The organism is Pseudomonas sp. R5(2019) (assembly GCF_009905435.1).
Taxonomy (GTDB): domain Bacteria; phylum Pseudomonadota; class Gammaproteobacteria; order Pseudomonadales; family Pseudomonadaceae; genus Aquipseudomonas.
This window is the reverse complement of sequence record NZ_JAAAMT010000005.1, coordinates 73,679-97,518: the sequence shown is the minus strand read 5'-3', so window position 1 is coordinate 97,518 and position 23,840 is coordinate 73,679. Positions and strand designations below refer to the sequence as shown.

Sequence of the window (23,840 nt, the reverse complement as noted above, 5' to 3'; positions counted from 1 at the left end):
CCTCAATCCGGAATCGGCAGGTTCAGACTCTCCTTCACTTCTTCCATGACGATGTAGCTCTTCGATTCGCGCACGTGCGGCAGCTTGAGCAGGATGTCGCCCAACAGCTTGCGGTACGAGGCCATCTCGGAAATCCGCGCCTTGACCAGGTAATCGAAGTCGCCCGACACCAGGTGGCACTCCAGCACGTGCGGCAGTTTCAGCACGGCGCGGCGAAATTCTTCAAAGGTGTCGCCGGACTTGTAGTCCAGGCTGATCTCGACGAACACCAGCAGGCTGCCTTTGAGGTGCTGCGGATTAAGCCGGGCGTTGTAGCCCATGATGATGCCCTCGCGCTCCAGCCGCCGAACCCGCTCGGTGCAGGGCGTGGTCGACAGGCCGACCTTTTCTCCAAGCTCGGTAAACGAAATACGCCCATCGGCCTGCAGGATCCGCAGGATATTACGATCGATCTTGTCCAGCTCGCGTTTGCTTTGGTGCTGGGTTCTCATAGTGGATGCCGCTCCGTAAAAGCCTTTGATGCCGAGAATTCTCGCCAAATATAGGCTTTTATATAGTGAAAAGCACTGGCCTTGAGTTTTTATACTGCGCCCATCTTCGCTAAACACAACAAATGTCAGCGGTTAGCCGCGTTGAGGGATTGATCATGCGAGTTCTGGTGCTTGGGAGCGGTGTAATCGGGACCGCCAGTGCCTATTATCTGGCGCGGCAGGGGTTTGAAGTCGTTGTGGTCGACCGCCAACCGGCCGTGGCCATGGAAACCAGTTTTGCCAACGCCGGTCAGGTCTCGCCGGGCTATGCCTCGCCATGGGCGGCACCGGGCGTGCCGCTCAAGGCAATCAAATGGCTGCTGGAGCGCCATGCTCCTCTCGCGATCAAGGCCACGGCCAACATCGATCAATACCTGTGGATGGCGCAAATGCTGCGCAACTGCACCGCCAATCGGTATGCGGTGAACAAGGAGCGCATGGTTCGCCTGTCCGAGTACAGCCGCGACTGCCTCGATGAGCTGCGCGCCGAAACCGGCATCGCCTATGAAGGTCGTACACTGGGCACTACCCAGCTGTTCCGCACCCAGGCGCAACTGGATAACGCCGCCAAGGACATCGCCGTGCTGGAGCAGTCCGGCGTGCCGTATGAACTACTCGACCGCGCCGGCATCGCCCGCGTCGAGCCGGCCCTGGGCAATGTCACCGACATTCTGGCCGGTGCCCTGCGCCTGCCGAACGACCAGACCGGCGACTGCCAGATGTTCACCACCAGGCTGGCCGAAATGGCCGTGCAGCTGGGCGTTGAATTCCGCTTTGGCCAGAACATCGAGCGTCTGGACTTCGCCGGTGACCGGGTCAATGGCGTATGGATCAACGGCAAGCTGGAAACCGCGGACCGTTACGTGCTGGCGTTGGGCAGCTACTCACCGCAGCTGCTCAAGCCGCTGGGCATCAAGGCACCGGTATACCCGCTCAAGGGGTACTCGCTGACCGTGCCGATCACCAACCCGGCCATGGCACCGACTTCGACCATCCTCGACGAATCCTACAAGGTCGCCATCACCCGCTTCGACAACCGCATTCGGGTCGGCGGCATGGCTGAAATCGCCGGTTTTGACCTGTCGCTCAACCCGCGTCGGCGTGAAACCCTGGAGATGATCGTCAACGATCTCTATCCTCAAGGCGGTGACTTGAGCCAGGCCAGTTTCTGGACCGGCTTGCGTCCGACGACTCCGGACGGCACGCCGATCGTGGGTGCCACGCCGTTCCGCAACCTGTTCCTCAACACCGGTCACGGTACGCTCGGCTGGACCATGGCGTGCGGCTCCGGTCGCCTGCTGGCTGATTTGATGGCACGGAGAAAGCCACAGATCAGCGCTGAGGGCCTCGATATTTCTCGCTACGGTAAAAACCAGGAGACTGCAAAACATGTCAATCCAGCGCCAGCTCACTAACGAGCGGATGAGCCAGATCGTCGTTCACGGCGGCACCGTTTACCTTGCCGGCCAGGTGGGCGACGACATGAACGCGGGCATCGAGCAGCAAACCCGCGAAACGCTGGCCAACATCGAGCGTTTGCTGGACCTGGCGGGTACTGACAAGACCCGTCTGCTGTCGGTGACCATTTACCTGAAGGACGTTGATGCCCACTTCCAAGGCATGAACTCCGTCTGGGACCAGTGGTTGCCAAAAGGTGTCGCACCGGCTCGCGCGACCGTTGAAGCCAAGCTGTGCGAACCGGAAATCCTGGTCGAGCTGTCGGTCGTCGCTGCTCTGCCATAAGTCGTATCCCCGCCCGGCGCCGCTCGCGGCCCACAAGCCGCGATTTGGCGCCGGGTTTTTTCTTTCAACAGCCCGCCTAGAAGACTGCCGTCATGCGTCCTGCCCGTGCCCTGATCGATCTTGAAGCGCTGCGTCACAACTACCGTCTTGCCCGTGAACTCTCCGGGGCCAAAGCCTTGGCCGTGATCAAGGCCGATGCCTATGGGCATGGCGCCGTCCACTGTGCCCAGGCGTTGGAGCCGGAGGCGGACGGTTTCGCCGTCGCCTGCATAGAAGAGGCGCTCGAATTGCGGGCGGCGGGTATCAAGGCCCCGGTTCTGTTGCTCGAAGGCTTCTTTGAAGCCGCTGAGCTTGAGCTGATTGTCGAACACGATTTCTGGTGTGTGGTGCACTCGCTGTGGCAGTTGGAGGCGATTGAGCAGGCCAGCCTGCGCAAGCCGCTGACCGTCTGGCTCAAGCTGGACTCGGGCATGCATCGGGTTGGCTTGCACCCCAAGGATTACCAGGCCGGTTACCAGCGTTTGCTGGCCAGTGGCAAGGTCGCCAAAATCGTCTTGATGAGCCACTTCGCCCGCGCCGATGAGCTGAACTGCAACACCAGCAACGATCAGGTTGCGGTATTCGAGGCGGCGCGCCAGGGCCTAGTCGCGGAAGTCAGCTTGCGCAACTCCCCGGCCGTGCTCGGCTGGCCCAACATTCCCAGCGACTGGGTACGCCCGGGCATCATGCTCTACGGCGCCACCCCTTTCGAGGAAGAACAAACCGAGGCGTCACGCCTGCAGCCGGTGATGACGCTTGAATCGAAAGTCATCAGCGTGCGCGAACTGCCTGCTGGTGAAGCGGTGGGCTACGGGGCCCGGTTCGTCACCCAGCGGCCAAGCCGGATCGGCGTGGTCGCCATGGGTTATGCCGACGGGTATCCGCGGCTGGCACCGACCGGTACACCGGTCATGGTCGCAGGCCAGCGCAGCCAGCTGCTGGGCCGGGTGTCGATGGACATGCTCTGTATTGATCTGACGGACGTGCCGCAGGCAGGCCTGGGCAGCACGGTAGAGTTATGGGGCAAGAACGTGCTGGCCAGTGATGTCGCACTCAAGGCCGGCACCATTCCGTATCAGATCTTCTGCAACTTGCGCCGGGTGCCGATGCTCTATTCCGGCCGCTAGCGGCAGGCCATGGCGGCTGCCGACGGCTGGATGAGGTGGGGTGTGGGTCGAAGTGTTGTAAATACTGAACGCTGTTGCGATGATAACGTTCAATTTCGACCTATTCCGCACCTCAGGAGGCTCCAGCATTGGACGTCGGGGAACGACTTCAAGCCATTCGAAGACTCAAGGGTCTCTCCCAGCGTGAGCTCGCCAAGCGTGCGGGCGTCACCAACAGCACCATCTCGATGATCGAGAAGAACAGCGTCAGCCCCTCGATCAGCTCCCTGCGCAAGGTGCTCAGCGGTATTCCAATGTCCATGGTCGAGTTCTTCTCCGAAGAACTGCAACCTGAAAACCCGACCCAGATCGTCTACAAGGCCAACGAACTGATCGACATCTCCGATGGCGCCGTGACCATGAAACTGGTCGGCAAGGCACACCCGAGCCGGGCCATCGCGTTCCTCAATGAAATCTACCCGCCTGGCGCCGACACCGGCGAAGAAATGCTCACCCACGAGGGTGAAGAGACCGGAATCCTGCTCGAAGGCCGCCTCGAACTGGTGGTTGGGTTGGAAACGTTCATACTCGAAGCTGGCGATAGCTACTACTTTGAAAGTACCAAGCCTCACCGCTTCCGCAATCCGTACGATGTGCCGGCGCGTTTGATCAGCGCGGCCACACCTGCGAATTTCTAGGGAGTACAGACGCCCGAATGGACGGTTGTACCGGGGAATTCCCCCTGCGACTATAGGGTTGTTTCAGTGGGGCAGGGTTGTCGTTATACTTGCGCCGCCTGCGATTCCGTGGCCGCGGGCGTGAACAGCCACCATGAGGGTGTACGCGTGAATCTAATCAAGAATATGCTGGCCGCACCAGCAGTCGTATTGGCCCTATGGGCTGTGAGCGCACAGGCTACAACCAACGACGAGATCGCCAAACGGCTGGAGCCGGTCGGTCAAGTCTGCGTACAAGGCAAGGAATGCAAAGGGATGGAAGTCACTGCCAGCGCAAGCGGTGGCGGTGGTGCCAAGACCCCGGACGACATCATTGCCAAACACTGCAACGCTTGCCACGCCACTGGCCTGCTGGGTGCACCGAAGATCGGTGACGCCGCCGCCTGGAAAGCGCGCGCCGACCACCAGGGTGGTCTGGATGGCATCCTGGCCAAGGCCATCACCGGCGTCAATGCGATGCCGCCTAAAGGCACCTGCGCCGATTGCTCGGATGAAGAGCTCAAGGGCGCAATCAAGAAAATGTCGGGGCTGTAATAAGCTTGTAAGGGCATCCTGATGCGCACACGACGATTGGGAGAGCCGGCCTGTTGATGAACCCCATCACCTCGGTACGCCGGGGTATGGGGCTGAATGGCAGATACATTCAGCGGCCATTGAGCATTTTTTTTAGATACTCACCCTGTGTATTCAAAACCGCCCTATAGATACTGAAGGCTTCTGTTTCTTGCGCAATGATTGGGACTAGCTCGCCGTTTATTATTTGAAGCAACACAGCGTTGGGGGTAAACATCAGGATCGGTGAGTGAGTAGCAATTAGAAATTGAGAGCCTGAGTGTACCAAATCTGTAATTCGCTGAATGAAGCTTAATTGTCGGAGTGGTGACAGGGACGCTTCCGGCTCGTCCAGAATGTAAAGCCCTTGGCTTCTGAATCGATGTTTGAATAACGCTTCCATTGCTTCCCCATGCGATACAGTATGAAGATCGCGCCCACCATAATAAGATTTTATTTCTGGTCCAAATCCTTCTTCCTCGTCAAGCCGCCTAATCTCAGTATTTAAGTTGTAAAACGACTCAGCCCTGTAGAAATACAGGTCTTTTTCTTTCAGATGCCCCTTGGATATCTGTAGATGAGTATGCAGGTCGGAGTGAGTGTGCTGCGTTTGAAACCTGAAGTTTTTACTGCCGCCTTCAGGGTTGCATCCCAGCTTTATGGCAATACTTTCAAGTAGCGTCGATTTGCCGCAGCCGTTTTCGCCCATGATTATGGTGATGGGGCTTTCAAATGTAATTGGAAAAAGGCTCTGAAAGGCCAGTTTTTCACAACTGGGCTTTAGACGAACTTCCCGCAAGTATAAATTGTTCATGGTCAAGTCCCATTGAATACGCGTTTTATTGATTGGTTTGTGCCGATTAACGATAAGGCTGAAGCAATTGATTGGTAGCACGCCATGGAAAAAAAGTCCTAAATACCCCAAGTAGTAAATAAGCGTGCTGCCAAGTGTCGAGGGGGACAGTGATACGGTGGAGATCAAAACTATTATTGTGCATGCCGCCATGAATAATTCAGGCGCGAACGCGTATGTTAAGTTTTTTTTCTCGTATCGATATTGAGCGTCGATCGATTTTTCAAGATACCTATAGGTTTCTTGTAATTTCATGCTGTATTTGCTCTCGTCCAATGACGCGGTGTCAATAAGCTCAATCACCGAAGCTTTGTATAGTTCCTCTTTGGAAATTTCATCTTGGTAATTCGACACAACGAATGGCGTGGTTTTTCGTAAATAGAGATAGCTCAATAAGATTGCTATGGCGAGCAGAGGTAAAAAGTCAATATTTTTCCGTATGATAAGTGCGCAGCTGAAAAGAGTAACGCATATTGATCCTGATAGTTGCAATGTGTTCGATACGGCGGCGGCGACACGTGCGGCGTCCTCCTTGATCAGGGTGATGGTTGTGCCAATACTTTGTTTTGCGTTGTTATAAATGTAACCGGTCAGGCTTAAGCGTATGGCAGTTTCTATATAGTTGCTAAGTATGTTGGCGGCCCCTTGGAAAATGTTCTTTGTTACGTAGCATGCTATGATTCCAAAAATTAAAGTGTGGGTATAAGTCGACTCCGACATATCATTGATTGTGCGAGATAGCAAATACGGCATTCCCATTTGAAGGCACGCAGCCCCGATGAAAAAAAACAAGGCAGCCACAATGGGCTTAATGTGCATAACCATTATTGGGAACATCAGGGTGTTGTCCTTAAAATGCTGTCGGCCCGCCTCTGTCTACTTAAAGATTCTGCAGTTGAGTAATATATTCCGACTAAGCTAAATACGGGTGCGAGCGCCTTTTCAATGTACAGTGCGACAGCGATGAATGCACCTATTGATGATGTCTCGTGGCTCGTTGTAAAGGTGTAAATTAAAATCAATGTTGCCAAGCCCAAGAGATAAGATAAGCTAGAAAGAAATTCGAGCGTACAAACTTTAAGGTTGGCCGTTACACAAGGCTTTAAGATTTTTCTGCAAGCGGATGTGTAGTGTTTGAGAATTAGTTTTTTATTGGATCTCAGATCTGTGCAAACAGTTTCTAGGAAAATAGTATTTTGTTCGATGTACTGGTTGAATAAATTGGGTAGTTTTCTTTGGTACAGGCAGTGCACTATTAATGAGAACACGATTGCGATTGCGGGAGGCAGCGCATAAATCGGATAGTTGCATAAAATTATGGCGAAGGCGAAAATCAAAAGGGCCAAGTTTAATGTTATATCTAAGTATATCCCGTGATATAAATAGATTGTGCCATCGGTATCGCCGTCGATGAGATCGATAGCTCGGCCCTGTGAGATTTTTCTATTACTGGGTTTTATGATGTTAATTATTAATAGCTTTTTATGAGGCGCACGGGTTTTTGCATTGTATTTTTGCAGTATTAGATTTGCGCCAAATCTCAAGCAAGGGGTTGTTATAATCGCCAAACCGGCCAGAAAAAGAAAAAAATTATCGATGGTGTTGGTTGCATAATACGTATCAATAACTTTTCCGATCATGAAAGGGAACCCGATGCTCGAAAGAGCGATCGCGGTTCCTATAAATATCAGCCAGGAATTTTGTCTCATTCGCGTATATATCGCATTTCATGCGGAAGGAAAGGAAATCCGAATTCGCTTTCAAGAATTCCGATTGATCCTGGCAAATTAGGGAGGCGCTCCGTGAACAGCATATAAACAAAATCGAAGATAACCAGAACTATCAATAGCCGCACAATCGAGAGAAAAGGTAGAGAGCCACGATGAATATAAATTTTTAGCCCCTCCGCAGCAAGTGTTGTTGACCCGGAATTTGAGGTCAATAAGAAAGGTCTTTGAGTGTTGAAAGTATTTTCTGTAAGAAAATTTACTAAGTTCGAAGCTTCAATTTTCTGATGCTCAACTGCTTGAATTAACAGGTGCTTTTTATGTTTAAAGCTTTTCTAAGGTTGTTCGTTGAGTGAATAAAAAGCCATCAAAAGCCAATTTTTGGCTCCCCTATCGGTTAGTCTGAGTGGAAACGGAGGGAGGCAGACACAATGCAAACCTGTTCGATCGAGCGCGCGGTGAATCTGGTGCTGAAACGCTTGCCAGCGCATATTCATCTGGGCCTGCCGCTGGGGCTGGGTAAACCCAATCGCTTCGTCAATGCCTTGTACGCCAGGGTCAGTCAGCTGCCTGAGCGCCGGCTGACGATTTACACCGCTCTGAGTCTCGGTCGGCCGGCGGTAGGCGACGGCCTGCAAGAGCGCTTTCTGGAGCCCTTCATCGAGCGGGTGTTCGGCGATTACCCCGAGCTGGATTACCTCGCGGACCTGCACCGCGACCGTCTACCGGCGAATATTCATGTCGAGCAGTTCTTCCTGCAGCCTGGCAGCCTGCTCAACAGCCACGTGGCCCAGCAGGATTACGTCAGCAGCAATTACAGCCACGCTGCTCGCGATATCAATGCCAAGGGCCTGAACCTGGTCGCCCAGTTGGTGGCGCAAGCCCCGGGGCGGGCCGATCGTTTCAGCCTCAGTTGCAACCCGGACATTACCCTCGACTTGCTGCCGATGATCGCCAGGCGCCGCGCGCAAGGCGAAACTATCCTGCTGCTGGGTCAGGTTCATGCCGACTTGCCCTATATGCCCGGCGATTCGGAGCTGGACAGCGCCGACTTCGACATCCTGCTCGATGAATCCGAGCACCGCACCTTGTTCTCCACGCCCAATATGCCGGTCGGCGTTCAGGATCACTTTATTGGTCTGCATGCCAGCAGCCTGGTGCGCGATGGCGGCACCCTGCAGATCGGCATTGGTGCCATGGGCGATGCCTTGACGGCTGCACTGATGGCGCGTCAGGCCGATAACGACGGATACCGCGCCGTGCTCAACGAGGTGGATCTGCTGCCCTGGAGTACGCTGATTGACCGGGAGGGCGGGCTGGAGCCTTTTGCGCAGGGCCTTTACGGTTGCAGCGAAATGTTCGTCAACGGATTGCTGGCGCTGGTCGAGGCCGGCATCGTGCGCCGCCGCGTCTATCCGGATGCAGAACGCCAGCGCGCCGCTAACGCCGGAACGCTGGACGAAGCCGCGCAAACCGGTGGGGTGCTGGTACATGGCGGCTTCTTCCTCGGGCCCCGGCAGTTTTACCAGCGCCTGCGCGAGTTACCGCCGGACACCCTGGCGCGCTTCAACATGACCGCGATCAGCTACATCAACGAGCTGTATGGCCAGGAGACGCTCAAGCGCCTGCAGCGGCGTGATGCGCGCTTTATCAACACCGCATTCTGCGTGACCCTGCTCGGTGCCGGCGTGGCCGATCAGTTGGAGGATGGCCGGGTGCTCAGCGGTGTAGGCGGGCAGTACAATTTCGTGGTGCAGGGGCACGCGCTGGAAGGCGCACGTTCGATCCTGTTGCTGCGCAGCTGGCGCGAGTCGGGCGGGGAGGTGACTTCCAACCTGGTCTGGGAATATGGCCACTGCACCATTCCCCGGCATCTGCGCGATATCGTCGTGACTGAATACGGTATTGCCGACTTGCGCGGACAGACGGATGCCAAGGTGATCGAAGCCTTGCTGAACATCAGCGATTCACGGTTTCAGCTGGAATTGATCGAACAGGCGCAGAAGGCGGGCAAGCTGCCGAAGGATTTTCGCCTTGATCCACGCTTTGCCGACAACACACCACAGCGTTTGCAGGCGATTGTCAGCCGGCATGCGCGGTTGTTTCCGGAATATCCGCTGGGCAGTGACTTCACCGAGCAGGAGCGTGACCTGTTGCGGGCGCTGAACTGGCTCAAGAGCAAGTTCAAACTCAGCGAGATTCTGGAGTTGGGCAAGGCAGCGCTGGATGCACCGGCGCCTGAGGCTTATCCGGAACATTTGGCGCGTATGAAACTGGCTGATCCGCAGGGGTTGCGGGAGGATTTGTATCAGCGGTTGTTGCTGGCGGGGCTGCAGGCTACTCGACAGTTGTATTGAGGCTACTGGCCCCGTTCGCGGATAAATCCGCTCCCACATATGGGAGCGGATTGCTGACAAACCCAAATCTACCTGCTGGATTCGACTGTAGGAGCCGGGCTTGCCCGCGATGCAGGCGCCGCTGTGATCCTGATACAGCGCGGCGCCTGCATCGCAGGCAAGCCTTGCTCCTACAGGGGGTTTGTCATCAACCTGCGCTCCCACATGTGGGAGCGGATTTATCCGCGAAGGGTATCGACTCTTACTCGATAAAGGTCACGACACCGTCAGCCAGCGACTTGACCCGCGCCAGCGATTCAACGCGGTAGCCTTGCGCATCCAGCTCGGCACGGCCGCCCTGAAACGACTTCTCGATCACGATGCCCAGCCCGGCAACGCTGGCGCCAGCCTGCTTGATGATCGAGATCAGGGCCTGGGACGCCTTGCCGTTGGCCAGGAAGTCATCAATGACCAGCACGCGGTCGCTGCTGTTCAGGTGGCGTGGCGACACAGACACGGTGTTTTCGGTTTGCTTGGTGAAGGAGTACACCGATGCCGTCAGCAGGTTTTCCGTCAGGGTCAGCGACTGGTGCTTGCGGGCGAAAATCACCGGTACACCGAGTTTCAGCCCGGTCATCACCGCCGGAGCGATACCCGAAGCTTCGATGGTGACGATCTTGGTGATGCCCGAATCCGCGAACAATCGCGCGAACTCGTCACCGATGGCATCCATCAGCGCCGGATCGATCTGATGGTTGAGAAACGCATCGACCTTCAATACCTGATCGGAAAGCACGATGCCTTCTTCGCGAATCTTCTTGTGCAGTGCTTCCACGGCGGTTCCTCGAACTCTTGCTAAAGGGCCCCGACGCAAGGGGCGGGGCCAGATTGATTAACGTTTGAGCATGGCGCGGATATCGGCCAATGCGTTGTTGCCGCGGGCGGCTTTGACTTCTGTGGGGGTATCGTCGTTGCCTTCCCAGGCCAGGTCGTCCGGTGGCAGTTCATCGAGAAAACGGCTGGGCGTGCACTCGATGATCTCGCCGTACTGCTTGCGCTTGGCCGCAAAGGTGAAGGCCAGCGTCTGGCGTGCGCGGGTAATGCCCACATAGGCCAGGCGACGCTCCTCTTCGATGGTGTCGGCCTCGATGCTGGAGCGATGGGGGAGGATTTCCTCTTCCATGCCCATGATGAACACGTAAGGGAATTCCAGGCCCTTGGAAGCATGCAGCGTCATCATCTGCACGCCCTCGGCACCGTCTTCCTCTTCCTGCTGGCGCTCGAGCATGTCGCGCAGCACCAGCTTGCCGATGGCTTCCTCGATGGTCATGTTGCCATCTTCGTCTTTTTCCAGGGTGTTCTTCAGCGCTTCGATCAAGAACCACACGTTGCTCATGCGGTAATCGGCGGCCTTGTCGCTGGAACTGTTCTGGCGAATCCAGTTTTCGTAGTCGATGTCCATGACCATGCTGCGCAGCGCCGCGATCGGGTCGGTTTGCGCGACTTGCTGGCGCACCCCGTCCATCCAGCGCTTGAACCGTTGCAGACGGTCGGTGAAGCGGCTGTCCAGGTGTTCGCCCAGGCCCAGTTCGTCAGTGGCCGCGTACATCGAGACCTTGCGCTCGGTGGCGTAGTTGCCGAGTTTTTCCAGGGTGGTGGAGCCGATTTCCCGGCGCGGCACGTTGATCACGCGCAGGAAGGCGTTGTCGTCATCCGGGTTCACCAGCAGGCGGAAGTAGGCCATCAGGTCTTTCACTTCCTGGCGGCCGAAGAAGCTGTTGCCGCCCGACAGACGGTAGGGCACCTGATGGTGCTGCAGCTTCAATTCGATCAGTTTTGCCTGGTAGTTACCCCGGTAGAGGATCGAAAAATCGCTGTAGGGGCGGTTTGTACGCAGGTGCAGGGTGAGGATTTCCATCGCCACCCGTTCGGCTTCGGCGTCTTCGTTGCGGCAACGGATCACGCGGATTTCGTCGCCGTGGCCCATTTCGCTCCACAGCTGCTTTTCAAAGGCGTGCGGGTTGTTCGAGATCAGCACGTTGGCGCAGCGCAGGATACGGCTGGTGGAGCGGTAGTTCTGCTCCAGCATCACCACTTTCAAGGACGGGTAATCGTCCTTGAGCAGCATCAGGTTTTCTGGTCGTGCGCCGCGCCAGGCGTAGATCGACTGGTCGTCGTCGCCCACCACGGTGAACTGGTTGCGGGTGCCGATCAGCAACTTCACCAGCAGGTACTGGCTGGCGTTGGTGTCCTGGTATTCGTCCACCAGCAAGTAACGCACGCGGTTCTGCCACTTTTCCAGGATGTCGGCGTGTTCCTGGAACAGTTTCACCGGCAGCAGGATCAGGTCGTCGAAGTCCACCGCGTTGAACGCCTTGAGCGTGCGCTGGTAGTGGGTGTAGACGATGGCGGCGGTCTGCTCCTTGGGGTTGCGGGCGTTTTCCAGGGCTTCGGCCGGCAGGACCAGGTCGTTTTTCCACGAGCCGATCATGTTCTTGATCTCGTCGACGCCATCGTCGCCCGAGTATTCCTTCTGCATGATGTCGGTCATCAGGGCTTTGACGTCGGTCTCGTCAAAAATCGAGAACCCCGGTTTGTAGCCCAACCGCACGTGCTCCTTGCGGATGATGTTCAGGCCCAGGTTGTGGAAGGTCGACACCGTCAGGCCCCGGCCCTCGCCACCGCGCAGCAAAGTGCCGACCCGCTCCTTCATTTCCCGCGCGGCCTTGTTGGTAAAGGTCATGGCGACGATGTACTGCGCGCGGATTCCGCAATTCTGGATCAAGTGGGCGATCTTGCGAGTGATCACGCTTGTCTTGCCGGAGCCTGCGCCGGCGAGCACCAAAAGAGGGCCGCCGACGTAGTTCACGGCTTCTTGTTGCCGGGGATTGAGTCGGGACATGATGGAAATAGGGATCGGCTGGGAAAATGGCCGGGCATTTTAACAGGCTCGCAGAATTCTGCCGCGACCGTCTGACCCTGTATCACGACTCTCTATCTAAATTTGCCGGTTTTGATACTTTCGAGCAGGATGCAGGGCTTGGTCAGCTGGCAACGCCGTTTTCTCCCTGAAAGGTTCTCGCAAATCATTTTCCCAAGTGATTTAAGATGCCGCTCCGTGGGACCACCACCACCGACTGTATGCACGTCTTAAGGAGCAAGCTTGTCTACGCCTGTCGAACCCTTGCGTCTGTTGCTCTTGGCCGAAGCGCCGGAATGGGCGGCGGTGTTGCGTGAGTGCCTGGTGCCGTTGGCTGATTCGGCGGTGCTGCTCAGTGCGCCTTCCTGGGAGGCGGTGAGCAGCCTGTTTTCGAAGGACCGCCATGCGCTGATCCTGGCCACGCCCGCGCAGCAGCCTGCCCCGGGCCGCTGTGACTTGCCAGTGGTATTGCTGCTGGAGCACGAACCCCACACGCCGCCACCGGGCGTGAGCGATTGGTGGGTTCGCGACGCGCTGAATGTCGACACCATCCGCCGTAGCCTGCGCCATGTACGTGAGCGCGGCGTGCTGGAGAACACCTTGCAGCGCCTGGCCGAGCAGGACCCCTTGACTGGTATCGCCAACCGACAGGGTTTTCAGACCCTGCTGACGGCCCGGCTGGCCGAGCACCAGGGGCGAGGGCTGGCCCTCGGGCACCTGGACCTGGACAACTTCCGCCATGCCAACGACGCGCTGGGCCACCAGGCCGGCGACCGTCTTATCCTGCAGGTAGTGGCGCGGCTCAAGAGCCAGCTGGAAGCCGGCGATCAGCTCGCCCGCCTGGGCAGCGATGAATTCGCCTTGCTGATCGACATCCGCCGGGATGCCTCGCGTGCCGAGATCCTGGCCGAGCGCATCACCGAAGCCATGGCCGAGCCCTACTGGATCGATGGCGAAAGCCTGCTGATCGGTTGCAGCCTGGGCGTGGCCTATGCCCGCGCCGAAAACGGCGCCGACCCGTTGATGTGGCATGCCCATATCGCCATGCAGCAAGCCAAGAGCATCCAGGGCTGCACTTTTCACCTGTTCGATGAGCGGATCAACCGCAACGCCCGTAGCCTGGCCGACCTTGAAAGCGAATTGCGCCGGGCCTTGCGCCGCGATGAGCTGGAGTTGCACTACCAGCCGCGCATGGACCTGCGCACCGCAAACATTGTCGGCCTGGAGGCACTGGTGCGCTGGCGGCATGCCGAGCGGGGCCTGCTGCCGCCCAGTGAATTCGTGCCCCTGGCCGAGCAGAGCGGCCTGATCGTGCCGCTGGGTTACTGGGTGATTTCACGCGCGCTGCGCGATATGCAGGCGCTGCGCGAACAGGGCCTGGGGCCGCTGCACATGGCGGTCAACCTGTCGTTCCGGCAGTTTCAGGACAGCCAACTGCTGCCGACCCTGAGCCGCCTGATCATCGAGCATGGCGTGGATGCGCGCTGGCTGGAGTTCGAGCTGACGGAGACGGCGGTGATGCGCCGCAACGACCTCGTACAGCAAACCATGGATGCGCTGGGGCGCCTCGGTGTGCGCTTCTCGCTGGACGACTTCGGTACCGGGTTTTCGTCGTTCGTGCACCTCAACAGCCTGCCGATCACCTTGCTCAAGGTCGACAAAAGCTTCGTGGGCGGCATGGAACAGCGCGAAGAAAACCGCAAGCTGGTGCACGCCATGATCAACCTGGCGCACAACCTGAAGCTGGAAGTGGTTGCAGAAGGCGTGGAAACACCGGAGCAGCTGGAGCTGCTGCGCAGTTTCGAGTGCGATCAGATCCAGGGTTACTGGATCAGCAAGCCGCTGCCTCTGGAGCAGCTGGTGGACTATTTGATGCTGGGGGTGAATGCTCCAGCATGCGTCCCATCCGCCATTCAAACGCCAGCGTCAGGCTGACCGCCGCGCAGGCCAGACCCAGTGCCAGACCCCACCAGACCCCAACCGGCCCGAGATCAAGGTTGAACGCCAGTACCCACGCGGCCGGTGCGCCGATCAGCCAGTAGCAGCCCAGACCGACCAGAAAGGTGGTCTTGGCATCCTTGAGGCCGCGAATCGCGCCCATGGCGATGGTTTGCACGCCATCGAACAGCTCAAACCAGGCCGCGACCGCCAGCAGGCTCACGGCAAGGCGGATCACGTCGGTGAAGGCCGGGTCATTGCGATCCAGGAACAATCCCACCAGCGCGTCGGAGGCCACCCAGAACAACACGGCAAAGGCCAGCATCACCGCAGCACCGAAGCCAATCCCCACGCGCCCGGCCTGGCGGGCCGCCAATAGCTGGCCGGCGCCGTAATGGGCGCCGATGCGCATGGTCACCGCGTAGGAAAGCCCCGCCGGTACCATGAAGGCCACCGAGACGATCTGCAGGGCGATCTGGTGCGCCGCCAACTGGGTACTGCCCATGGTGCCCATGCACAGCGCCGCGAAAGCAAACAGCCCGACTTCCACCGCGTAAGTGCCACCGATGGGCAGGCCCAGGCGCCACAGTTCGCGCAAGGCGGCAAGGTTCGGGCGCGCCAGCCCCTGGCGAATCGGGTAGGCGTGGTACGCCGCGTGGCGGCGGATATGCCAGGCCAGGAGGAGAGCCATGCAGTTGGCGACGATCGCCGTGACCAGACCGATACCCACCAGCCCCAGTTTCGGCAAGCCGAACATCCCTTCGATCAGCGCATAGTTGAGCAGAAAGTTAGCCACCGTTGCGCCAATGCTGATCACCATCACTGGCGTCGCCCGGCCCAGCGCACTGGTAAACCCGCGCAGTGCCATGAAACTCAAGTAGCCGGGTAGGGCGAGCGGCAGCAGCAACAGAAACTGGCCAGCGTATTCGACGTTCTCCGGCGTTTGACCGAGCATCAGCAGCAGAGGCGAAAGGTTCCACAGCAGCAGCGCACCGGCAATGGCCATGATCCAGGCCAGCCATAGCCCGGCCTGGGTCAGGCGGGTGGCACCGGGTTTATCGCTGGCGCCATGCCGGATCGCCACCAGCGTGCCCACCGCCGCGATCACGCCGATACAGAAAATCGACACGAACGAGTAACTGGCCGCGCCCAGGCCGCCGCCCGCCAGCGCCTGGGGGCTGATGCGGGCCATCATCAGGGTGTCGGTCAGCACCATCAGCATGTGCGCCAGTTGCGAGGCGATCAACGGCCCTGCCAACCGCAGAAGGGCCCAAAGTTCGGTACGTACGGCAGGTTGCATGGCATTGCGCTCGAATGAAGGAATAAGCCGGCAATTCTCAAGGTTTGCCAGCGGATCCACAAAAGGATAAAAACGATTCAACCCATGAGTAATACTCATCCTGCCTTCGCGCGTAAGAGTATTCATTTTGTAATGAAGGATTATTTGTCATGTCCCGTCATCTCCCGCCGCTCTATGCGTTGAGAGCGTTTGAAGCCGCTGCGCGCCATGCGTCATTCACTCGCGCAGGTGAAGAACTCTCCATTACTCAAAGTGCGGTGAGTCGGCATATTCGTACGCTGGAGGAGCACTTTGGCTGTCGGCTGTTTCTGCGCAGCGGTCGCCATTTGCAGCTCAGCGATGCGGCGCGGCTGCTGCTACCCGGTATCCGCGACGGCTTCACTGCGTTGGAGCGGGCCTGCAACACCTTGCGACATGAAGACGACATCGTCCGCATGAAAGCCCCTTCGACCCTCACCATGCGTTGGTTGCTGGCGCGCCTGAGTCGATTTCGCCATCTGCAGGCCGGTAATGAGGTGCAGTTGACCAGTGCGTGGATGGACGTAGACAACGTCGACTTCAATCACGAACCCTTCGATTGCGCAGTGCTTTTGGGCGACGGCAGCTTTCCACCGGACTGGGAGGCGACCTTGCTGTTTCCGGAGTGGCTGATCCCGGTGGGTGCATCCAACTTGCTCGATGGCCCGGCCTGGGACGTCGAACGCCTGGCCAGCGCCGAACTGCTGCACCCGACCCCCGACCGACGCGACTGGCGCAGCTGGCTGGAGCGCATGGGCTTGTCCGAGCAGGTCTCGATCAAGGGCGGGCAGGTGTTCGACACCCTGGAGTTGGGCATGATCGCGGCGGCGCGAGGGTATGGCGTGTCGATGGGCGACTTGCTGATGGTCGCCGAAGACGTGGCCCAGGGGCGCTTGAGCTTGCCGTGGCCGACGGCGGTGGCCAGTGGCTTGAATTATTACCTGGTGTGGCCGAAGACCCGGCCGGGGGGAGAGCGCATGCGGCGCTTGAGCGACTTTTTGCAGGGGGAGGTGGCCAACATGCAGTTGCCGGCAGTCGAAATGTTGCGCTGAGCCGAAAAGCTTCGCGGGCAAGCCCAGCTCCTACAGTAGGAGCTGGGCTTGCCCGCGAATGGCTTCACGCCAATCTTGAATTAACTAACTCAAGTTGTTTGGCACACGCCTGCAACGACCGCTGCTCAGTCTCGGCATACAACTTCAACTCATCCAGAACCGGAGCGCCGAGCGCTTGCTCAAAGGCCTGCTGGTTGGCATTGCTGCCATAGTTGCTCTGCGCATCATCGCCCAGGTTCGACTGGAAGATCCCCGCCGCGCTGACGGGCAGAAAGTCTTCATACACCAGCGCCTCAAAGCGCACATGCCCGGCATCGATCAACGCTTGCAGTGAGGTCGGACGATTCTCGTTGTGGCGTGCGGCCAAACCTTGTTCGGTCACGAAGTAGCGGAAGAACGCCAGGCCTTGCTGACGCATCTGCTCAACATCGTCGGCGAATTCGCTGAATGTCTCACTCAGCAGTTGCATGTAGTGCTCGGCATTGTTTTCCGCCGGCACGCCGCCGAGTGCTTCACGGGCAGCATCCAGCAGGCGGTCATACAGCGCGCGGCCTTTGGGCGTCAGGGCGGCGCCACGTTGTTCGATTTCGCCGAAACGAGCGGTATGGCGGCCTTCAGCCTGGGCGTCGCTGTCGGTGAAAGCGACTTCTTCCTGCAGGGCCTTGAAGCTGGTCTGGCGCAACAGGATCGGAACACGACGAGGTGGTGGGCCTTCGATCACCGCCTTGGGGGGGATGCCTTTTTTCGGCATGCCCACTTGAGCGGCGTCGATGTCCAGAACACGTGGCGTGAGGTGGTTGATGTGCGGGCCCTTGAACGCCACCACATCGGCGATCAGGCGGTGTTGGTCGTGCAATTGCTGGTACTGCTCGGCCGTCACGGTGGCCTGGCGGTGCCAGCGGAAGGTTTCCAGCGCCTGCTCGACAAAGTCGGCGGCGTCGGCGGCATTCAGGCCTCCGTCACGTTCGCACTGCTCAATCAGGGTCAGCGCGCGCGGGGTGAAGATCTGCCGCTTGGCCAAAATCGACGCGGCCAGTTCACGCAAGGCCGGCTGTTCGATCAACTCCAGTCGCAACAATGAGGTGAACACGCGGAACGGGCTGACTTGCAGGGACTGCTCGTGAACCGCGCGGAACGCCGTCGAATGCACCGGCACACCGGCGCAGGAAAGGTCGTAATAGCCCACTGGCTGCATACCCATCACCGCAAACAGGCGGCCGATGGTGGCCAGTTCTTCAGCGGTACCCACTCGAATGGCGCCATGACGCTCCTGATCCAGTCGCTGGATTTCGCCGGTCAGATGCAGGGACTCGGCAAGCTCGGGCCGCTGATCCATGGTCTGCTGATTGACCTCGCTGACCAGGTCCAGCAGTGCGCCATACAGCGGCACTTCCTGCTTGTACATGGCGGACATGGCCGATGAGAACTGGGCGCGAATGCTGTCCGGGCTGACGAACGCTTGAGTGGACATCGATAGACTCCTGGCGGGTGGGCGTCTTTATGAAAGCGAGGAATGCCACACCCGTGCAAGCGAAAAAAACTCAGACTGTCATTCCGTAATTTCAGGACCCTTGCCCACCTGCTCCTGAATCCAGTCCACCAGGCTGCGAACCTTGGGCACTTCGGCCGCATGCTCGGAAAACGCCAGAAAGTGCGAGCCGCCACTGCGCATGGCGTGGTGCCAGGGAATAATCAGCTTGCCTTCAGCCAGTTCGTTTTCCACCAGATAGCGCGGCACCAGCGCGATGCCGCAGCCGGACTGGGCCGCGCTCAGGCACATGTAGAAGGTGTCGAAGCGCGGGCCGTGGTAGCTGTGCTGCGAGTGCAGGCCCTGTTCCAGAAACCATTCATGCCAGGCTTCGGGGCGCGAAGTGCTCTGCAGCAGGACCTGGTCGGCAAGGTCATCGGCGCTGTTGACCGTGCGCCCCTGCAGCAGGTCCGGGGCGCAGACCGGAACCATCTCCTCACCGAACAGTTCGATACAGGTCGCGCCGGGCCAGGTGCCCTGGCCGAAAAAGAACACCACGTCGGCCTTGGCTTGCAGCAGGGCGAAGGGCTCCATCTCGTTGCGGATGTCCAGGTGAATGTTCGGGTAGCGCTTGCCGAAACCCTTGAGGTGCGGGATCAGCCAACGCACACCAAAGCTGGGTTGGGTGGCGACCTTAAGGACTTCCGTCTCTGCGCCGTAGGACATGATGTAGCGGCTGGACATGTCCACCTGGGTCAGGATCTTGTTCACCTCGGCCAGGTACAACGCCCCGGCCGGGGTGAGCTGCAGCCGGCGACGGATGCGCAGAAACAGATGATGGCGGAGCATCTCTTCCAGTGTGGCGACTTGTTTACTGACCGCGCTTTGGGTCAGGTGAAGCTCCTCGGCGGCGCGTGTGAAGCTAAGGTGTCTGGCGGCGGCTTCGAAACACTGCAGGGCGGCCATGGATGGCACCAGGCGTTTGGACATGTCGGGCTCGGTGTGCGCTGGGCAAATCATTACCGCAAGGAATGATGTGCTGAATAAAGGTCGTTTGTTGCAGGGTAGTGATCGGATTAATACTGATCCCCACCCTAATTTCAACCACTGATCGGCTGCAGGAGAAGAAAATGGTTGATGGACTGCTTAAAAACCTCGGTGTCTGTGCAACTGCGTTCACCGGCGGTCACCATCCCGTTCACACCCCTATCGATGGCAGCGCGATTGCCTCGGTCACTCTCGAAGGCAAAGCCCAGGTGCTGGCCAAGATCGAAGCGGCCGACAAGGCCTTCCAGGCCTGGCGCAACGTGCCAGCGCCTCGCCGCGGCGAACTGATCCGCCTGTTCGGCGAAGTGCTGCGTGAGCACAAGGCTCAACTGGGCGAGCTGGTGTCTATCGAGGCCGGCAAAATCACTCAGGAAGGCCTGGGTGAAGTGCAGGAAATGATCGACATCTGCGACTTCGCCGTCGGCCTGTCGCGTCAGCTGTACGGCCTGACCATCGCCTCCGAGCGTCCTGGCCACCACATGCGTGAAACCTGGCACCCGCTGGGCCTGGTCGGTGTGATCAGTGCCTTCAACTTCCCGGTGGCCGTCTGGGCGTGGAACACCACCCTGGCGCTGGTGTGCGGCAACGCCGTGCTGTGGAAGCCATCGGAAAAAACTCCGCTGACCGCACTGGCCTGTCAGGCACTGTTCGAAAAAGCCCTGGCCAAGTTCGCCGACGCCCCCGAAGGCCTGAGCCAACTGATCATCGGTGATCGCGATGCCGGCGAAGCGCTGGTCGATGACCCGCGTGTTGCGCTGATCAGCGCCACCGGCAGCACCCGCATGGGCCGTGAAGTCGGCCCGCGTGTGGCCGCTCGTTTCGGTCGCAGCATCCTGGAACTGGGTGGCAACAACGCCATGATCCTGGCCCCGAGCGCCGACCTGGACCTGGCCGTGCGCGGCATTCTGTTCAGCGCCGTCGGTACCGCCGGCCAGCGCTGCACCACCCTGCGTCGCCTGATCGTCCATCGATCGGTCAAGGATGAAGTGGTTGCACGCGTGAAGGCGGCCTACGCCAAGGTACGTATCGGCGACCCGCGCCAGGACAACCTGGTCGGTCCGCTGATCGACAAACAATCTTTCGATGCCATGCAGGACGCCCTGGCCCGCGCCCGTGATGAAGGCGGCAGCGTCTTCGGCGGCGAGCGCCAGCTGCAGGAGCAGTACCCGAACGCCTACTACGTCACCCCGGCCATCGCCGAGATGCCGGCGCAGTCGGACGTGGTGCGTCACGAAACCTTCGCTCCTATTCTTTATGTGCTGGCCTACGACGAATTCGAAGAAGCCCTGCGCCTGAACAACGAAGTGCCACAAGGCCTGTCCTCGTGCATCTTCACCACCGACCTGCGTGAAGCCGAGCGCTTCCAGAGCGCGGCCGGCAGCGACTGCGGCATCGCCAACGTCAACATCGGCACCAGCGGCGCGGAAATCGGCGGTGCGTTTGGTGGCGAGAAGGAAACCGGCGGTGGCCGTGAGTCCGGCTCCGATTCCTGGAAGGCCTACATGCGCCGTCAGACCAACACCGTGAACTACTCCCGCGAACTGCCATTGGCTCAGGGCATCGTGTTCGACTGATGTACGGCTCAGCTGTGGTTGCTTGACCCTGCGGGGGCGGCCGACGCCGCCTCCGCGCAGACAGAATGATTTGATGGAGCCGAACAGGCCATGACTGAATTGCGTCGAGAGTGTCTGTGGGAATACGTAACGCCGGCCCCGGCGACCGTGGAGGTGCTCAAGTCAGCGCAAAAGGCTGACGTGTGCGTGATTGGCGGTGGCATCACCGGCTTGTCCACTGCGATCCATTTGCTGGAACAGGGCAAAAGCGTCGTATTGCTGGAGGCCTGGAAGCTGGGTCATGGCGGTTCGGGCCGCAACGTCGGGCTGGTCAACGCCGGCACCTGGATTCGTCCTGACGATGTCGAGGCAACCCTGGGCCAGGCCCAGGGCAGTCGTTTGAACAAGCTGCTGGGTGAAGCCCCGGCAGAAGTCTTCGCCATGATTGAGCGCCTGGGCATCGATTGCCAGGCGCACAACAAGGGCACGCTGCATATGGCCCACAACGCCAATGGCCTGGCCGACCTGAAGGCTCGCCATGAGCAGTGGAGCCGCCGTGGCGCCGACGTGGAATTGCTCACCGGTGCCCTCTGTCAGGAATACTGCGGCACCGACAAAATCTCCGCCGCGCTGCTCGACCGCCGCGCCGGCACGATCAACCCCATGGCCTATACGCTGGGCCTGGCCGCTGCCGTCACTCGCCTCGGTGGCCGGATCTATCAGCAGTCGGCCGTGACCGGCTTGCAGCGCCAAGGCGCGAGCTGGCAGGTGGCAACCGCTCAAGGCAACGTGCTGGCCGACAAAGTGGTGATCTCCACCGGCGCCTACACCGAAGGCGACTGGACCGACCTGCAGCGCAACTTTTTCCGTGGTTACTACTATCAGGTCGCCTCCAGGCCCCTGACCGGTGCGGCGGCGGATAATGTGCTCAAGCACGGCCAGGGCTCGTGGGATACGCGCACGGTGCTCAGCAGCATTCGCCGTGACGATCAGGGCCGCCTGTTGCTGGGCAGCCTGGGCCGGGTCGATAACAAGCCGACCTGGTTTATCCGCAGCTGGGCCGACCGGATCCAGAACCACTATTTCCCGCAGTTGGGCAAGGTCGACTGGGAAATGCACTGGACCGGCTGCATCGACTTCACCCCCGATCACCTGATGCGCTTGTTCGAGCCGGCCCCGGGCATTGTTGCGGTCACCGGCTACAACGGCCGCGGCAACACCACCGGCACCGTGATCGGCAAAGCCTTTGCGCGCTACTTGATCGAAGACAAGCCGGACGATCTGCCAATCCCGTTTTCGCCGATGAAGCCGGTATCAGTGGCCTCTCTGCGGACCGGTTTCTATGAAACCGGGTTCTCGCTCTATCACGCCGGGCAGTGCTTGCGCGTCGTGCTCTAAACCTTGCGCTGCAGCCAGTCGAGAAAACCCGCTTTCTTGATGGCTGCAGGCTTTTGCAGCAGCAGCGACTGGCTGGCCTGCTGACGAAAGCGGTGCAGCTTGGTCAATGCGGTTTTGACTTCGCTGCGCTCATCCAGGCAACTGCGAACCGCCTCTTTCTCGATGCGGAACAGGATGCAGCTGGTCAGCGTCCTGAATTCCACGTTCGATGTATCACCTTCGACAAAGTGCTCGGCGCCGAGAACTTCCCCAGGGCCCATGCGCCCGGCTTCAACCAGTTCACTGCCATTGTGAACCGAGGCTGAGACCACGCCGGTGCCGATCACCAGCAAGTATTCGGCGGACTCGCCCACACCGAGGATAACCTGATCGGCCGCGTATTCGATGGGGGTCATGTTCTGGGCGAGTTGGTCTTTTTCATCGGTGCTCAGGGAGCGGAAGATCTTCACGTCTTCCAGGACGCCACGCTGGCGGGTCCAGGGGCGGGTGGCGAAGTCGGCATTCCAGACCACGCCGCTGGCCTCCAGGTGCCGGTGAGCCAGGTCAAACAGGTGATTACGCACGCTGCCCTTCTGGTCCATGCTGGCGACGAAACCGCTGGCTTCGTACTCGGTCGACTCCAGCGTGGTGGCCTTGATGCTTGCCTTGGGCTTGGGCACGGTCAGTAATGCGCTGGTGCCTTGCAGGGCTTTTTCCAGTGCATCGAGTACCCGCCGTGGTCGTACCTGGGTCGGCACCACCACACTGATCGACACGCCGTGGATATTGCTCGGCCGGCTGAAGTTGAGAATCTTCGCCTTGGCCGCCACCGAGTTGGGGATTACCGCCATGCTGCCGTTGCTGGTCAGCAGGCGGGTGGCGCGCCAGTCGATATCGGTGACCCGGCCTTCGGTGCCGTCGATGGAGATCAGGTCATCGATCTGATAAGGCTTGGTCGTGTTCAGCACGATGCCGGAAAACACATCGCTGAGGGTACTCTGCAGCGCCAGACCGACAATGATCGCCATCGCCCCGGAGGTGGCCAGCAAGCCCTTGACCGGCAGCTGCATCACGTAGGCAGCGGCGGCCACAATAGCGATCAAGAAGATCACCGCGCCCATCACATCCTGAAGCAATCGGCCCGTGTGCCCACTGCGTGAAATCAGTATCAGCCCCAGCACCACCGTCAGCGTGCGTGCCGCAAACAGCCACCAGAAAATCTCCAAAACCGTCGCCAGCAAATTGCGCGCCACATCATCGACCCAGGGCGCCGGTTGCAGTGGGCTCATGCCCGCGCTGATCAACACCCAGCTGAAGAGTACGAAGGCCAGTAGCCGGGCGAAGATTCGCAGGGGCTTTTGGCTGTCGGGCAGAGTGCGCCAGATCAGCAGATCCAGAATCAGCAGGCATGCACCGATGGCCAAGGGGTGGTCTTGAATAAGGGTGAGCATGAAATCCTCGTATCGATTTAGTACTGTGGTACGTACTACATTGATACGTAACACGAATCGTCAATAACGCCGCGGCTGGTGGCCCTGACAGGG

Annotated in this window: 19 protein-coding genes; 10 read left to right on the top strand and 9 right to left on the bottom strand. The window is 59.2% G+C overall.

The window, feature by feature from the left end; translation table 11 throughout:
- Positions 1-2: 2 nt before the first annotated feature.
- The gene (gene dadR / locus GUY40_RS05395) at positions 3-491 is read right to left on the bottom strand and encodes a transcriptional regulator DadR (protein ID WP_008366790.1); all 489 of its coding nucleotides are present in this window, start codon (positions 489-491) and stop codon (positions 3-5) included.
- 155 nt (positions 492-646) lie between these two features.
- On the opposite strand from dadR, the gene dadA reads away from it, so the two are divergent.
- The 5 genes from dadA to GUY40_RS05370 all read left to right on the top strand — a co-directional run bounded on the left by dadA (position 647) and on the right by GUY40_RS05370 (position 4,689).
- Entirely contained in the window at positions 647-1,945 is a 1,299-nt protein-coding gene (dadA, locus tag GUY40_RS05390; RefSeq protein WP_166567908.1) for a D-amino acid dehydrogenase, read from the top strand.
- Positions 1,920-2,273 (top strand): RidA family protein, encoded by a 354-nt coding sequence (locus GUY40_RS05385; RefSeq protein WP_166567907.1) that lies wholly within the window; start codon positions 1,920-1,922, stop codon positions 2,271-2,273. The genes dadA and GUY40_RS05385 overlap by 26 nt, the downstream gene beginning before the upstream one ends.
- A 92-nt stretch (positions 2,274-2,365) precedes the next feature.
- Positions 2,366-3,439: an alanine racemase gene (gene alr / locus GUY40_RS05380; protein ID WP_166567906.1), complete on the top strand. Its 1,074-nt coding sequence runs from the start codon at positions 2,366-2,368 to the stop codon at positions 3,437-3,439.
- Positions 3,440-3,567: 128 nt separating this feature from the next.
- Entirely contained in the window at positions 3,568-4,116 is a 549-nt protein-coding gene (locus GUY40_RS05375) for a cupin domain-containing protein (RefSeq protein ID WP_166567905.1), read from the top strand.
- Between the two features lie 147 nt (positions 4,117-4,263).
- The gene (locus GUY40_RS05370; RefSeq protein WP_371924716.1) at positions 4,264-4,689 is read left to right on the top strand and encodes a cytochrome c5 family protein; all 426 of its coding nucleotides are present in this window, start codon (positions 4,264-4,266) and stop codon (positions 4,687-4,689) included.
- 109 nt (positions 4,690-4,798) lie between these two features.
- Here GUY40_RS05370 and GUY40_RS28030 read toward each other — a convergent pair whose 3' ends face one another.
- Together GUY40_RS28030 and GUY40_RS05360 are read right to left on the bottom strand one after the other, a co-directional pair.
- Positions 4,799-6,397, bottom strand: coding sequence for an AAA family ATPase (locus GUY40_RS28030; protein ID WP_218585435.1), 1,599 nt, complete (start codon positions 6,395-6,397; stop codon positions 4,799-4,801).
- Entirely contained in the window at positions 6,397-7,200 is an 804-nt protein-coding gene (locus tag GUY40_RS05360) for a hypothetical protein (protein ID WP_166567904.1), read from the bottom strand. Before GUY40_RS05360 ends, GUY40_RS28030 begins: the two co-directional genes overlap by 1 nt.
- 518 nt (positions 7,201-7,718) lie before the next feature.
- On the opposite strand from GUY40_RS05360, the gene GUY40_RS05355 reads away from it, so the two are divergent.
- Complete coding sequence (locus tag GUY40_RS05355; RefSeq protein ID WP_166567903.1) at positions 7,719-9,644, top strand: acetyl-CoA hydrolase/transferase family protein; 1,926 nt, start codon at positions 7,719-7,721, stop codon at positions 9,642-9,644.
- A 241-nt stretch (positions 9,645-9,885) separates the two neighbouring features.
- On the opposite strand, the gene GUY40_RS05350 is transcribed toward GUY40_RS05355, so the two are convergent.
- Both GUY40_RS05350 and rep read right to left on the bottom strand, forming a co-directional pair.
- Positions 9,886-10,458 carry a xanthine phosphoribosyltransferase gene (locus GUY40_RS05350; RefSeq protein ID WP_166567902.1) on the bottom strand — a complete coding sequence of 191 codons (573 nt, stop codon included), beginning with the start codon at positions 10,456-10,458 and terminating at the stop codon, positions 9,886-9,888.
- Between the two features lie 57 nt (positions 10,459-10,515).
- Complete coding sequence (rep, locus tag GUY40_RS05345; RefSeq protein WP_166567901.1) at positions 10,516-12,525, bottom strand: DNA helicase Rep; 2,010 nt, start codon at positions 12,523-12,525, stop codon at positions 10,516-10,518.
- 261 nt (positions 12,526-12,786) lie between these two features.
- On the opposite strand from rep, the gene GUY40_RS05340 reads away from it, so the two are divergent.
- The gene (locus GUY40_RS05340; protein WP_166567900.1) at positions 12,787-14,478 is read left to right on the top strand and encodes a bifunctional diguanylate cyclase/phosphodiesterase; all 1,692 of its coding nucleotides are present in this window, start codon (positions 12,787-12,789) and stop codon (positions 14,476-14,478) included.
- Here the strand turns inward: GUY40_RS05340 and GUY40_RS05335 are convergent.
- Positions 14,375-15,781, bottom strand: coding sequence for a NorM family multidrug efflux MATE transporter (locus GUY40_RS05335; RefSeq protein ID WP_166567899.1), 1,407 nt, complete (start codon positions 15,779-15,781; stop codon positions 14,375-14,377). The genes GUY40_RS05340 and GUY40_RS05335 overlap by 104 nt on opposite strands.
- A gap of 149 nt (positions 15,782-15,930) precedes the next feature.
- Between GUY40_RS05335 and GUY40_RS05330 the strand changes: the two genes are divergently transcribed.
- Entirely contained in the window at positions 15,931-16,851 is a 921-nt protein-coding gene (locus GUY40_RS05330; RefSeq protein WP_166567898.1) for a LysR substrate-binding domain-containing protein, read from the top strand.
- Positions 16,852-16,915: 64 nt separating this feature from the next.
- Here the strand turns inward: GUY40_RS05330 and GUY40_RS05325 are convergent, their stop codons facing one another.
- The gene (locus GUY40_RS05325) at positions 16,916-18,322 is read right to left on the bottom strand and encodes a VOC family protein (protein WP_166567897.1); all 1,407 of its coding nucleotides are present in this window, start codon (positions 18,320-18,322) and stop codon (positions 16,916-16,918) included.
- A gap of 78 nt (positions 18,323-18,400) precedes the next feature.
- Complete coding sequence (locus GUY40_RS05320; RefSeq protein ID WP_166567896.1) at positions 18,401-19,309, bottom strand: LysR family transcriptional regulator; 909 nt, start codon at positions 19,307-19,309, stop codon at positions 18,401-18,403.
- A gap of 140 nt (positions 19,310-19,449) precedes the next feature.
- Here GUY40_RS05320 and GUY40_RS05315 point away from each other — a divergent pair, with 140 nt between their 5' ends.
- Positions 19,450-20,940 (top strand): aldehyde dehydrogenase family protein, encoded by a 1,491-nt coding sequence (locus GUY40_RS05315; RefSeq protein WP_166567895.1) that lies wholly within the window; start codon positions 19,450-19,452, stop codon positions 20,938-20,940.
- A gap of 90 nt (positions 20,941-21,030) precedes the next feature.
- Positions 21,031-22,317, top strand: coding sequence for an FAD-binding oxidoreductase (locus GUY40_RS05310; RefSeq protein ID WP_166567894.1), 1,287 nt, complete (start codon positions 21,031-21,033; stop codon positions 22,315-22,317).
- Here the strand turns inward: GUY40_RS05310 and GUY40_RS05305 are convergent.
- Positions 22,314-23,747, bottom strand: coding sequence for a mechanosensitive ion channel family protein (locus tag GUY40_RS05305; RefSeq protein ID WP_166567893.1), 1,434 nt, complete (start codon positions 23,745-23,747; stop codon positions 22,314-22,316). The two genes, GUY40_RS05310 and GUY40_RS05305, sit on opposite strands and share 4 nt — an antisense overlap.
- Positions 23,748-23,840: the final 93 nt, after the last annotated feature.